This window comes from Demequina litoralis (assembly GCF_030418455.1).
Lineage (GTDB): Bacteria > Actinomycetota > Actinomycetes > Actinomycetales > Demequinaceae > Demequina > Demequina litoralis.
The window spans coordinates 89,329-101,121 of sequence record NZ_JAUHPW010000002.1; the positions used below are offsets into that span (position 1 = coordinate 89,329).

General features: G+C 70.8%; 14 protein-coding genes. 1 reads left to right on the top strand and 13 read right to left on the bottom strand.

What is annotated here, in order from left to right; translation table 11 throughout:
* Positions 1-2 precede the first annotated feature (2 nt).
* Positions 3-407: a hypothetical protein gene (locus QQX09_RS03025; protein ID WP_301131237.1), complete on the top strand. Its 405-nt coding sequence runs from the start codon at positions 3-5 to the stop codon at positions 405-407.
* Between the two features lie 258 nt (positions 408-665).
* Here the strand turns inward: QQX09_RS03025 and QQX09_RS03030 are convergent, their stop codons facing one another.
* The 13 genes from QQX09_RS03030 to atpB form a co-directional block, all read right to left on the bottom strand.
* Positions 666-1,433, bottom strand: coding sequence for an alpha/beta fold hydrolase (locus QQX09_RS03030; protein ID WP_301131238.1), 768 nt, complete (start codon positions 1,431-1,433; stop codon positions 666-668).
* Positions 1,434-1,472: 39 nt separating this feature from the next.
* Entirely contained in the window at positions 1,473-2,198 is a 726-nt protein-coding gene (locus tag QQX09_RS03035) for an alpha/beta hydrolase (RefSeq protein WP_301131555.1), read from the bottom strand.
* A gap of 22 nt (positions 2,199-2,220) precedes the next feature.
* Entirely contained in the window at positions 2,221-2,532 is a 312-nt protein-coding gene (locus QQX09_RS03040) for an Rv1322 family protein (RefSeq protein ID WP_301131239.1), read from the bottom strand.
* Between the two features lie 116 nt (positions 2,533-2,648).
* A complete protein-coding gene (locus tag QQX09_RS03045; RefSeq protein WP_301131240.1) occupies positions 2,649-4,100 on the bottom strand; it encodes a glycoside hydrolase family 1 protein in 1,452 nt (483 codons plus the stop codon).
* 154 nt (positions 4,101-4,254) lie between these two features.
* Complete coding sequence (gene nucS, locus QQX09_RS03050; RefSeq protein WP_301131241.1) at positions 4,255-4,950, bottom strand: endonuclease NucS; 696 nt, start codon at positions 4,948-4,950, stop codon at positions 4,255-4,257.
* Positions 4,950-5,237, bottom strand: coding sequence for a F0F1 ATP synthase subunit epsilon (locus QQX09_RS03055; protein WP_301131242.1), 288 nt, complete (start codon positions 5,235-5,237; stop codon positions 4,950-4,952). Before QQX09_RS03055 ends, nucS begins: the two co-directional genes overlap by 1 nt.
* A 2-nt stretch (positions 5,238-5,239) precedes the next feature.
* Positions 5,240-6,718 (bottom strand): F0F1 ATP synthase subunit beta, encoded by a 1,479-nt coding sequence (gene atpD / locus QQX09_RS03060; RefSeq protein ID WP_301131243.1) that lies wholly within the window; start codon positions 6,716-6,718, stop codon positions 5,240-5,242.
* Positions 6,719-6,735: 17 nt separating this feature from the next.
* On the bottom strand, positions 6,736-7,632 hold the full coding sequence (locus QQX09_RS03065; RefSeq protein ID WP_301131244.1) for a F0F1 ATP synthase subunit gamma: 897 nt from the start codon (positions 7,630-7,632) through the stop codon (positions 6,736-6,738).
* A 3-nt stretch (positions 7,633-7,635) separates the two neighbouring features.
* Complete coding sequence (atpA, locus tag QQX09_RS03070) at positions 7,636-9,267, bottom strand: F0F1 ATP synthase subunit alpha (RefSeq protein WP_301131245.1); 1,632 nt, start codon at positions 9,265-9,267, stop codon at positions 7,636-7,638.
* A 48-nt stretch (positions 9,268-9,315) separates the two neighbouring features.
* Positions 9,316-10,128 carry a F0F1 ATP synthase subunit delta gene (locus QQX09_RS03075; RefSeq protein WP_301131246.1) on the bottom strand — a complete coding sequence of 271 codons (813 nt, stop codon included), beginning with the start codon at positions 10,126-10,128 and terminating at the stop codon, positions 9,316-9,318.
* A gap of 4 nt (positions 10,129-10,132) precedes the next feature.
* Positions 10,133-10,696 (bottom strand): F0F1 ATP synthase subunit B, encoded by a 564-nt coding sequence (locus QQX09_RS03080; RefSeq protein ID WP_301131247.1) that lies wholly within the window; start codon positions 10,694-10,696, stop codon positions 10,133-10,135.
* Positions 10,696-10,926, bottom strand: coding sequence for an ATP synthase F0 subunit C (locus QQX09_RS03085; protein WP_062312262.1), 231 nt, complete (start codon positions 10,924-10,926; stop codon positions 10,696-10,698). Before QQX09_RS03085 ends, QQX09_RS03080 begins: the two co-directional genes overlap by 1 nt.
* A 50-nt stretch (positions 10,927-10,976) precedes the next feature.
* Positions 10,977-11,753 (bottom strand): F0F1 ATP synthase subunit A, encoded by a 777-nt coding sequence (atpB, locus tag QQX09_RS03090; RefSeq protein WP_301131556.1) that lies wholly within the window; start codon positions 11,751-11,753, stop codon positions 10,977-10,979.
* Positions 11,754-11,793 lie beyond the last annotated feature (40 nt).

Here is an 11,793-nt window from a genome sequence, read left to right on the forward strand (position 1 = left end):
CCGTGGGCGCGCGCGACGACCACCAGCGACGGGCGGACGCCCTCGACCGGCAGCGCCAGGCGGAGACCCGCCAGGCGGCGGCGCTGATCGAGGCGTTCGCCCGCGACGCGGAGGCCGCGGGCATCCGGCCCGAGGCGCTCACCGCGCGCACCTACAGCGGCTCGGGTCGCGTGCGCACCCAGGTGAGCGGCTGGTACCTCAAGAAGGACCGCTCGGTCGGCGTGGGCACCGACGGCGCGTTCTACGTGCTGTCGACGCCCGGCGGCCTGCGCGAGCGTCTGCGCGGCGCCTCCCTGGCCCCGTCGGACCCTCCGCTGGAGCTCGGCCGCGGCGCCCGTGACGGCGAGTCCCTGCCCCTCACCGAGGCCCTCAGGAAGCGGCTCGAGGCCGGCAACGGCTGGGGCTGAGCCCGGGCACGGCGGCGGGGGGCACCTCACGCCCCCCTCGTGGTGAGGTGCCCCCCGCACTCGCCATGGTGACACGGCGCCGGACTGCACGCCACACCGCCGGCGAAGAATTCACAAACCGGAAACGCGGGACATCCCGGGCGTCCGCGGCGGGCCCGCGCGTCCGCGCACCAGGGCGGATACGGGGCGGGGCATCCGCGCCGAGGATCGGGGGCGGGGTGAGCCCGCGAGGCGAGCCCGCGGGATCGGCCCGCGGGCTCAGGCCGCGGCGTCGGCCCGGTCGACCAGGTCCGCGACGAGCGCAGCCACCCGCTCCGGAGCCTCCCACGCGCTGAGGTGGCCCACACCCTCGAGGACCAGCGCCTCGACGCCCAGGGCCGCCGCCATGGCGCGCGCGGCCTCCTCCCCCGCGATCGCATCGTGCTCCCCCACCGCGACCAGCGCCGGCGCCTCGAGCGCGCCGAGCACCTCGGTGCGGTCCGGGCGCGCCGCCATGGCGCGCTGGCCCCACGCGATCCCGTCGCCGCCGTGGCGGGCGATGTTCGCGGCGACCGCGGCGACCAGCGCCTCACGCGCCTCGCCCTGCGTGCCGACGAGCCCCTCCGCGGCGCCGCGCGGATCGGGGTGGCCGTCCGCGCCGTCCACCTTCTCCGCGAGCGCGAGACGCGCCTCGCGCGCCTCGTCGGTGTCCGCGGCGGCCTTGGTGCCCAGCAGCCCGATGCCGGCGACCGCCTCGGGGTGGCGCTCCGCGACCGCCATGGCGATGTAGCCGCCCATCGAGCAGCCGACCCACACCGCCTTGTCGCGTCCCGTGACCTCGCGCATCGCGAGCACGGCCGCATCCGCGATGAGCTCGAGCGACGGCTCCTCGTCGGGCAGCGGCATGTCGCCGATGCCGGGCACGTCGAACGTGATGATGTCGCCCGGCAGCGCCGGCAAGGCGTCGATGAGCGGGTCCCATTGGGACCGGTCGACCGGGAAGGCGTTGAGCAGGACCAGGGGCGTGCCGTCGGGTACGAGGCTCACGGGCGACTCCTTCGCATCGTGCCAGGTCTTATCCCACGCTCATTCCACCATGGACGCGGGCACCGCGTCGGGAAGCGGCGCCCGCTCGGGCGCGACGCGGGCGACGATCGCGTCGAGGACGATGCGCACGAACCGCTCCCCCACCCACAGGTGCTTGGCCTCGGGCACATCGATCAGCTCGAGCTGGGTGAGCGGCGCGAAGCGCTCGCGCGCCTCGGCGGGCTGGAGGAAGTCGTCGTGCTCGGGCACGAGCGCGGTCACGGGCTTGCCGGTCGCGGCCCACGCGCGCATGTCGTCCTCGGTGGCACGATGCAGCGGCGGGGACAGCAGGATCGCGCCCTCGACGTCGAGGCCGCTGCCGTGCATGAGCGTGAGCTCGGTGCCGAAGCTCCAGCCCACGAGCCAGCGGTGCGGCAGCCCGCGCGACACGGCGAAGTCCACGGCGGCCCGCACGTCGGCCGCCTCGGTGACGCCCTCGCCGAACTCGCCGTCGCTGGTCCCGCGCGGCGACGACGTGCCGCGCGTGTTGAAGCGCAGCACCGCGACCCCCGCGAGCGCGGGCAGGCGCCACGCGGCCTTGCGGTACACGTGCGAGTCCATGAAGCCGCCGTGCGTGGGCAGCGGGTGCAGCGTGATGAGGGTCGCGGTGATGGGCCCCTCGGCGGGCAGCGCGAGCTCGCCGACGAGCGTGAGCCCGTCCTCGGTGCGCAGCTCGATGTCCTCGCGGTCCGCCGCGAGGACGGTCATGGAGCGCAGCTCCTCCATCGTCCCCGCCTGCCCTGCCTGCTCAGCCACGCGACCTCCCGAACGTCTCCCAGCACGCCGTGTGCCAGTGGCGCCGCGCCGCGGCGGCGGCCTCCTCGCCGAACAGCCCTCCCGTGGCCCACGCGACGATGTGCTGCTGATCGCCGGGGATGTCCCGCGAGCAGCCCGGGCACGTGAACGTGCGGTCGCTCGGGCGGGGCACCGCCACGAAGTACTCCTCGCCGCCGGGGCCCGTCTCCACGCGCGCGTTCCCGCCGGCGCGCAGCCGGTCGACCTCGAGCTCGGGATGGGGCTGGCCGTACGGGCGCTTGGAGGAGCGACGACCGGAAGGCATGCGCCCCAGTCTACGGACCGATTGCCAATGACAAGGGTGACGGGTGTGACAGGGGTGCTGGGCGCCACCCCGCCCCACCCGTCACGCCTGTCACGCGTGTCATTGGCAATCGACGCTCAGTACGTGCGGGCCGGGGTCTCCACCTCGGCCGGCAGGTCCGCGAGAGGGAGCGGCGAGCGGCGCGCCACGGTCGCGCGATACCAGTAGGCGGAGTCCTTCCAGCGCCGCTCCTGCGTGCCGTAGTCGACCCGCACGAGCCCGAAGCGCTTGGCGTAGCCCTGCGCCCATTCGAAGTTGTCCATGAGGCTCCACGCCATGTAGCCGCGGACGTCGGCACCCTCCGCGATCGCGGTCGCGACGGCGTGCAGGTGGTCGTGCAGGTACGACACGCGAGCGACGTCGCGCACGCGGCCGTCGCCGTCGAGCACGTCGTCCCAGGCACCGCCGTTCTCGGTCACGTAGATCGGCCGCCCGGTCTCGCGATGCACCTTCATGAGCTGCGCGTGAAGCGCGCCCGGATCCACGTTCCACCCCATCGCGGTGAGCTCGCCGGGCGGCGTCATGAACTCGATCTGCTCGTCGCCGGGCCAGGGCGAGTTGGCGCCGGCCTTGTGGCCGTCGGCCAGGGTCGCGACATCGGACGATGCGGCCGCCTTGTGGGAGTGGTGGCGCACCACGTGCGAGGCGTAGTAGTTGAGGCCGAACCAGTCGACGGTGTCCCGCATCTCGTCGAGGTCGCCGTCGTGGACGAAGGACCAGTCGGTGAGGCGCGCGGTGTTGGGCTTGAGGATCTCCGGGTACGAGCCCTCGACCAGCGGCTGGTGGAACATGCCGTTGGCGAGCGCGTCGATGTGCGCCGCGGCCTCGAGGTCCTTGGGGTTCGACGGGTCCCACGGGCGCGGGGTGTGGGAGTTGTTGACGATGCCCACCTGGGCCTCGGGCCGCACCGCCTTGATGGCGCGGTAGGCGCGGGCGTGCGAGAGGAGGAGGTGGTGCGCCGCGGTGAGGCCCTCGACGTCGTCGGCGTGGCCGGGGGCGTGCGCGCCCGAGCCGTAGCCCACGAAGGCGCTCACCCACGGCTCGTTGAACGTCGCCCACAGCTCGACGTCCGCGCCGAGCTCCTCGACCATGCGCACCGCGTAGGCCACGAACGCGTCGACCGTCGCGCGGCTGAGCCAGCCGCCCTGGTCCTCGAGCGCCTGCGGCAGGTCCCAGTGGTAGAGCGTGGCGAGCGGGGTGATCCCCTTCTCCTTGAGGCGCGCCACGAGGTTCCTGTAGAACGCGATGCCCTCGTCGTTGAACTCTCCCGTGCCGGTGGGCTGCACGCGCGGCCACGCGATCGAGAAGCGGTACGCCTGAAGGCCCAGGTCCGCCATCATGTCGACGTCGCGCTCCCAGCGGTGGAAGTGGTCGCAGGCGACGTCCCCCGTGTCGCCGCCGACCACGGTGCCGGGCGTGTGGGTGAACGTGTCCCAGATGGACGGCCCGCGACCGCCCTCGGTCGCGGCGCCCTCGATCTGGTACGACGCCGTCGCGGCGCCGAAAATGAAGCTCTCGGGGAAGGTCATGACGCGAGCCTAGCCGAAACGATTCGACCCAGGCCGTGCGGGTTCGCTGCGCACGGTCCGAGAGCCGCCACGCCGGGGAGGGAGGGACGATGCGCGGGGCGTCCCCGCGTGTCTCGCGCCCGACCGTGCGCAGCGAACCTTGGCGGGGTGCGCGTCAGAAGAGGCGGTCGCTCAGGTCGACGTCGCCCTTCATCGCCTCGTAGTCGAGGACCACGCAGCGGATGCCGCGGTCCTCCGCGAGGACGCGGGCCTGCGGCTTGATCTCCTGCGCCGCGAACACGCCCTGCACGGGCGCGAGCAGCGGGTCGCGGTTCATGAGCTCGAGGTAGCGCGTGAGCTGCTCGACGCCGTCGATCTCGCCGCGGCGCTTGATCTCCACCGCGACGGACGCGCCGGCGGAGTCGCGCGCGAGGATGTCGACCGGGCCGATGGCGGTCATGTACTCGCGACGGATCAGCGTGTGCCCGTCGCCGAGCAGCGTGATCTGCGCGGCGAGCAGCTCCTGGAGGTGCGCCTCGACGCCGTCCTTGATGAGGCCCGGGTCGACGCCGAGCTCGTGCTCGGTGTCGGCGAGCACCTCGTGAAGCTCGATCTCGAGCCGGTCGTCGGTCTTGTCGTGCTGGACGACCCAGACCTCCGCGACGCCGCGCTCCGCGGCCTCCTCCGTGACGGAGGAGGACCGCAGAGTGCACGGCGGGCTCATCCAGTTGAGCGGCTTGTACGAGCCGCCATCCGAATGGAGGAGGACCGAGCCGTCGGCCTTGACCATGATGGCCCGGGTCGCGAGCGGAAGATGCGCCGAGAGCCGCCCGGTGTACCGGGCCGCGCAGCGCGCGATCACCACCCGCATCAGGAGGCGGCCGGGGCCTTCTCCTCGGAGGGCGCGACGGGCTCGACGACCACCGTGACCACGTCACGATCGAAGGAGACGAAGCCCGATGCGATGGGGAACTCGGCGTCCACGTCGGCCCCGCCGCGCACGCGCACGGTTCCCGCCCGCAGGACGGACAGCACGGGCTCGTGCCCGGTGAGGAGGCCGATCTCGCCCTCCACGGTGGGCGCGACGAGACGCTCCGCCGTCCCCGACCAGAGGACCCGGTCGGGGGCGACGACGTCGACGGTGAGGGGACCGGCCATGATCAGCCGATCTCCTTCTGGATGCGGGCCCAGTTGCGCTCGAGGTCCTCGAGGCCACCGATGTTGAAGAACGCCTGCTCCGAGATGTGGTCGTACTTTCCGTTGACCAGGCCCGAGAACGCCTCGACGGTCTCGGTCAGCGGGACCGTCGACCCCGGGACGCTCGTGAACTGCGTCGCCATGTACGTGTTCTGCGAGAGGAACTGCTGGATCTTGCGCGCACGCGCGACGATGATCTTGTCCTCCTCGGAGAGCTCGTCCACACCGAGGATCGCGATGATGTCCTGCAGCTCCTTGTTGCGCTGGAGGATCGACTTCACGGCGTTGGCGGTCTCGTAGTGGTCGCGGCCCACGTAGCGCGGGTCGAGGATGCGCGAGGTCGACGTCAGCGGGTCCACCGCGGGGTAGAGGCCACGCGAGGCGATCTCACGCGACAGCTCGGTGGTCGCGTCGAGGTGCGCGAACGTGGTGGCCGGCGCCGGGTCGGTGTAGTCGTCCGCGGGCACGTAGATCGCCTGCAGCGAGGTGATCGAGTGACCTCGGGTCGAGGTGATGCGCTCCTGGAGCTGACCCATCTCGTCCGCGAGGTTGGGCTGGTAGCCCACCGCGGAGGGCATGCGGCCGAGCAGCGTCGACACCTCGGAGCCCGCCTGCGTGAAGCGGAAGATGTTGTCGATGAACAGCAGCACGTCCTGCTTCTGCACGTCGCGGAAGTACTCCGCCATCGTCAGCGCCGACAGCGCGACGCGCAGACGCGTGCCCGGCGGCTCGTCCATCTGGCCGAAGACCAGGGCAGTCTGGTTGATGACGCCGGACTCGGTCATCTCCTCGATGAGGTCGTTGCCCTCACGCGTGCGCTCACCCACACCGGCGAACACCGACACACCGTTGTGGTTGTTGGCGACGCGGTAGATCATCTCCTGGATGAGGACGGTCTTGCCGACGCCCGCACCACCGAAGAGGCCGATCTTCCCACCCTGCACGTAGGGGGTGAGGAGGTCGATGACCTTGATGCCGGTCTCGAACATCTGGGTCTTCGACTCGAGCTGGTCGAAGGCAGGCGCCTTGCGGTGGATGGGCCAGGTCTCGTTGACCTCGACCTTCTCGCCCTCCTTCGCGTTGAGGATCTCGCCGGTCACGTTGAACACGTGGCCCTTGGTCACGTCGCCGACCGGCACCGAGATCGGCGCGCCCGTGTCCGTGACCTCGGCGCCACGGACGAGGCCGTCGGTCGGCTTCAGCGCGATGGCGCGCACGAGGTTGTCGCCCAGGTGCTGCGCGACCTCGAGCGTCATGTGCAGCACGCCCTCGTCCTCGCCCTGCGCGGACAGGTCGATGTCGACGGTGAGCGCGTTGTAGATGTCCGGGATCGCGTCGGCCGGGAACTCGATGTCGACGACCGGGCCGACGACGCGCGACACGCGACCGACGACGGGCGCGTCCGCGGCCTGGGCCGGGGTGGTCTCTGCGGTGGTGGTCATGGGAATCTCGCTTCCGGTCACGAGGCCGCGAGCGCATCGGCGCCCGAGACGATCTCGCTGATTTCCTGGGTGATCTCGGCCTGACGTGCCTGGTTGGCAAGTCGGGTGTAGTTGCGGATGATGTCCTCGGCGTTCGAGGTGGCGGTATTCATCGCACGCTGGCGGCTCGCGAGCTCGGAGGCCGCGCAGTGCAGCAGGCTGCTGAAGATGCGCGACTCGATGTAGCGCGGCAGCAGCGCGTCGAGCACCAGCTCGGGCGACGGCTCGAAGTCGTACAGCGGCTCGAGCTCGCCCTCCTCGGTCTCCTCCACGCCCTCGACGATCTCCAGGGGCAGGAGCCGGAGCACCATCGCCTGCTGGGTCACCATCGAGACGAACCGCGTGCCGACGATGTAGATCTCGTCGACCCCGCCGTCCTCCGCGGACGCCTGGAAGCGCGCGAACAGCGCACGCGCCATGTCACGGGCGGTCTCGCGGTCGGGCGCATCCGAGGCGCCCGTCCACTGGCCCGCGAGCTCGCGTCGACGGAACGAGTAGTACGACACGGCACGTCGACCGGCGGCGAACTGCACGATCTCCTTGCCATCCGCCTGGAGGCGGCCGCGCAGGCGCTCGGCCTCACGGATGACGTTCGCCGAGTAGGCGCCCGCCATGCCGCGGTCCGCGCTGATCACCAGCACGGCCGCACGGCCGGTGTCCGTACGCGGGGTCGTCAACGGGTGGTCGACGCTCGAGTGCGCCGCCACCGCGCTGATCGAGCGCGTGATGGCCCGCGCGTAGGGCGTGGCCTGCTCCACACGGAGCCGTGCCTTGCCGATACGCGAGGCCGCGATGAGCTCCATCGCGCGGAAGATCTTCTTGAGCGAGCTGGTCGCCTTGATCTTCTGCCGATAGACGCGCTGCTGTCCGGCCATCGGCTACTTCTTCTCCGCGACGATGCGCTCCTGCTCGACCGCCACGGCCTCGCCGTCGTCGACGGTCGAGTCGGTGGTGAGCGCGACACTCTCGCCCTCGAGGAAGGTCGAGACGTAGTCGTCGACGTTCTTCTCGAGCGCCGCCTCCGTCTCGTCCGACAGCTGACCCGTCGACGCGATGTCGTCGAGGATCGACGTGTTGCGGCGCAGGTGGTCGAGCAGCTCCCGCTCGAAGCGCAGCACGTCACCGACGGCGATCTTGTCGAGCTTGCCCTTGGTGCCCGCCCAGACCGACACGACCTGCTCCTCCACCGGGAACGGGGAGTACTGGGGCTGCTTGAGCAGCTCCATGAGGCGCGCACCGCGGGTGAGCTGCTGGCGCGAGGCCGCGTCGAGGTCGGACGCGAACATCGCGAAGGCCTCGAGCGAGCGGTACTGCGCGAGCTCGAGCTTGAGCGTGCCGGAGACCTTCTTCATGGCCTTCACCTGCGCCGAACCGCCGACGCGGGACACCGAGATGCCCACGTCCACCGCGGGACGCTGGTTGGCATTGAAGAGGTCGGACTGGAGGAAGATCTGGCCGTCCGTGATGGAGATGACGTTGGTCGGGATGTACGCCGACACGTCGTTCGCCTTGGTCTCGATGACCGGGAGGCCCGTCATCGAGCCGGCGCCCATCTCGTCCGAGAGCTTCGCGCAGCGCTCGAGCAGGCGGGAGTGCAGGTAGAACACGTCGCCGGGGTACGCCTCGCGGCCCGGCGGGCGGCGCAGGAGCAGCGACACGGCGCGGTAGGCCTCGGCCTGCTTCGACAGGTCGTCGAAGATGATGAGGACGTGCTTGCCGTCGTACATCCAGTGCTGGCCGATGGCCGAGCCGGTGTAGGGCGCGAGGTACTTGAAGCCGGCCGGGTCGGACGCGGGGGCCGCGACGATGGTCGTGTACTCGAGCGCGCCGGCCTCCTCGAGGGCGCCGCGCACCGAGGCGATGGTCGAGCCCTTCTGGCCGATGGCGACGTAGATGCAGCGGACCTGCTTCGACGGGTCGCCGGTCTCCCAGTTCGCCTTCTGGTTGATGATCGTGTCGATCGCGATGGCGGTCTTGCCGGTCTGGCGGTCGCCGATGATCAGCTGGCGCTGGCCGCGGCCGATCGGGATCATCGCGTCGATCGCCTTGAGGCCGGTCTGCAGCGGCTCGTGCACCGACTTGCGCTGCATGACGCCGGGCGCCTGCAGCTCGAGGGCGCGGCGGCCCTCGGTCGCGATCTCGCCGAGGCCGTCGATCGGGTTGCCGAGCGGGTCCACGACGCGGCCGAGGTAGCCGTCGCCGACGGCGACCGAGAGCACCTCGCCGGTGCGCTGGACCGTCTGGCCCTCCTCGATGCCGGTGAACTCGCCGAGCACCACGACGCCGATCTCGCGGACGTCGAGGTTGAGCGCGAGGCCGAGCGTGCCGTCCTCGAAACGCAGCAGCTCGTTGGCCATGCAGCCCGGCAGTCCCTCGACCTGCGCGATGCCGTCGGCCGCAAGGGTCACGCGGCCGACCTCGTCGACCACGGCGCCCTTGGGCTCGTAGGACTTCACGTAGCTGTCGAGTGCAGCCCGGATCTCGTCGGGGCTGATCGTCAACTCTGCCATGCCATCTCTCCTGTCAATGCCGCGGTGGCGGCGAATGGTGCGTCGGGATCAACCGACAAGTCGTCGTCGTGCTTCGTCGAGCCGGGACAGCACGGTGCCGTCCACCACCTCGGACCCGACCTGGACTCGGATGCCGCCCAGGACCTCGGGGTCCACGGCGACGTTGATGAGGACATCGCGCCCGTACGCGTCCGTGAGGATGCGCGCGAGGCGGGTGCGCTGGTCCGCGCTGAGCTCGACCGCGGCCGTGACGTGCGCCACGACCTTCTCGCGGTGCTCCGCGGCGGAGTCGAGGAGCGCGTCGATCGCCGGGATGAGGCGATGCCCGCGCGGGTTGCCGACGACGCGGCGCAGCAGCGCCTCCGTGGTCGGCAGCAGCTTGCCGCCGAGCACGCCGTCGAGCAGCGCGATGCGCGCCTCCTTCGTGGCGGCACGGTTGCTGAGCGCCGAGAGCAGCTCGCGGTTCGCGACCAGCTCGCGCTGGACGCGGAACAGCTGCTCCTGGACCTCGTCCAGCGTGCCCTCCTCCTGCGAGTACGCGAAGATCGCGCGCTCGCCGGCGTCGTCGATCGCCTCGGCCAGGTCCTCGTCTGCCGACCAGCGGGAGCCGGCGAACGACGCGAGGACGTCCTTGACCCTCGCGTCGTACGCCGAGAACACCGCGGAGACCAGCCCGGCCTTCGCCTCGGGCGAGCGGGCGGGGTCGGTCAGCGCACGGCGGAGCGAGCCCGACGCGTCGATCGCGTCGACCGCGGCGAACAGCTGGTCGGCGAGGACCAGGCCCTCGCGTCCGCTCGCCGTCACCACGGGCTCGAACTGACGGAGCACGGCGTCACGCGACGTCTGGCTCGTTCCACGCATGCGCCTAGCCCTCCGCCTTCACCGTCGACTCGAGGTCGGTGAGGAACGCGTCGATCACGCGCTGCTGGCGCGCGTCGTCCGCGAGCGACTCGCCCACGATGCGCGACGCGAGGTCGGTCGCGAGCGTGCCCACCTCGGTGCGCAGCGACACCACGGCCTGGTGGCGCTCGGCGTCGATCTGGCGCTGGGCCGTCTCGACGATGCGCTCCGCGTCCGTGCCGGCCCGACGACGGGCCTCGGCCAGGATCTGGGCCGCCTCGACGCGCGCGTCCTCACGGATGCGCGCCGCCTCGGCGCGAGCCTCGGTGAGCTGAGCCGTGTACTCCTCGAGGGCGGCGGCGGCCTCGGCCTGAGCCTTCTCCGCCTTCTCGATGCCGCCCTGGATGAGCTCGGCGCGCTCGTCGAGCACCTTCTGCAGCTTGGGGAGGATGACCCGCGCGAAGACCACCGCGATGATCGTGAAGATCACGATCGACCACAGCAGGTCGTACGGCGCGGGGAGGATGATGTTCCCCTCGGTCTCCGCGCCGTGCTCCTCCGCCGCCGCAAGCAGCGTCTGGGCGATCATCACGTGAAGAGGAAGCCGGTGATCAGGCCGAGGAGCGCGAGCACCTCGACGAACGCGACACCGATGAACATCGTGGTGCGCAGCTGGCCCGAGACCTCAGGCTGACGCGCCATGCCCTCGATGGTCTTGCCGATCAGGATGCCGAGGCCGATGCCGGGGCCGACGGCCGCGAGGCCGTAGCCGATGGTCGCGACGTTGCCGGAGACCTCCGCGAGAGTGGTGGTGTCCACTGTGTGTTTCCTTCCGTTGGTACGGGACCGGAGCTGGTCCCGCAGGCTTTCTAGTGCTCCTCCTCCAGCGCCATGTTGAGGTACACGGCGGAGAGCATGGTGAAGACGTACGCCTGGAGCAGGGCGACGAAGATCTCGAACAGGACGAAGGCGAAGCCGGCCGCGAAGGTCACGGCTCCCATCGCCTTCATCGCGCCCGCGGCCTCGAAGAAGAAGTACTGGGTCGCGGCGAAGCACAGCACGAGCAGCAGGTGGCCCGCGATCATGTTCGCGGCGAGTCGCAGCGCCAGCGTGGCCGGGCGGAGGATGAACACCTGCAGCGCCTCGATGGGCGTGAGCAGGAAGTAGATGGGCCACGGCACGCCCGGCGGGAAGAGGCTGTTCTTGAGGTAGCCCCCGAGGCCGTGCTTCTTCACGCCCTGGAACAAGTACATGACGTAGACCCACAGCGCCATCACGAGCGGCAGGCCGATGAGCGACGTGCCCGCGATGTTGAGGAACGGGATGACGCCCGTGATGTTGAAGGCGACGATCGACAGGAACAGGGTCGTGAGGAAGGGCAGGAACTTCTTGCCCTCGTGACCCATGACCGGCTCGACGATCTGGTCCTTGACGAAGTCGAGGAGGAACTCGATGCCGCCCTGGAAACGGTTGGGGACCACCTTGGCGCGCGAGGCCGCGATCCAGAAGACCGCCAGCAACGCGACCGCCGCGATCACGCGGATGAGCATGATGCGGTTGAACTCGTAGATGGTGCCGTCGCCGAAGATGGCGGGCGGGAAGAACTCGGCGATGGACGGGGCGTGGAAGCCGTCCGAGCTGAACATCTGCTGGATGTAGCTCTTGGACTCTCCCGAGTCGGCGGCT

Coding starts and splice junctions, on each gene's coding strand:
- QQX09_RS03035 (WP_301131555.1), bottom strand. CDS start 2,198: ATGGAGGAGCTGCGCTCCATGACCGTCCTCGCGGCGGACCGCGAGGAC.
- QQX09_RS03040 (WP_301131239.1), bottom strand. CDS start 2,532: ATGCCTTCCGGTCGTCGCTCCTCCAAGCGCCCGTACGGCCAGCCCCAT.
- QQX09_RS03045 (WP_301131240.1), bottom strand. CDS start 4,100: ATGACCTTCCCCGAGAGCTTCATTTTCGGCGCCGCGACGGCGTCGTAC.
- nucS (WP_301131241.1), bottom strand. CDS start 4,950: ATGCGGGTGGTGATCGCGCGCTGCGCGGCCCGGTACACCGGGCGGCTC.
- QQX09_RS03055 (WP_301131242.1), bottom strand. CDS start 5,237: ATGGCCGGTCCCCTCACCGTCGACGTCGTCGCCCCCGACCGGGTCCTC.
- atpD (WP_301131243.1), bottom strand. CDS start 6,718: ATGACCACCACCGCAGAGACCACCCCGGCCCAGGCCGCGGACGCGCCC.
- QQX09_RS03065 (WP_301131244.1), bottom strand. CDS start 7,632: ATGGCCGGACAGCAGCGCGTCTATCGGCAGAAGATCAAGGCGACCAGC.
- atpA (WP_301131245.1), bottom strand. CDS start 9,267: ATGGCAGAGTTGACGATCAGCCCCGACGAGATCCGGGCTGCACTCGAC.
- QQX09_RS03075 (WP_301131246.1), bottom strand. CDS start 10,128: ATGCGTGGAACGAGCCAGACGTCGCGTGACGCCGTGCTCCGTCAGTTC.
- QQX09_RS03080 (WP_301131247.1), bottom strand. CDS start 10,696: ATGATCGCCCAGACGCTGCTTGCGGCGGCGGAGGAGCACGGCGCGGAG.
- atpB (WP_301131556.1), bottom strand. CDS start 11,753: ATGTTCAGCTCGGACGGCTTCCACGCCCCGTCCATCGCCGAGTTCTTC.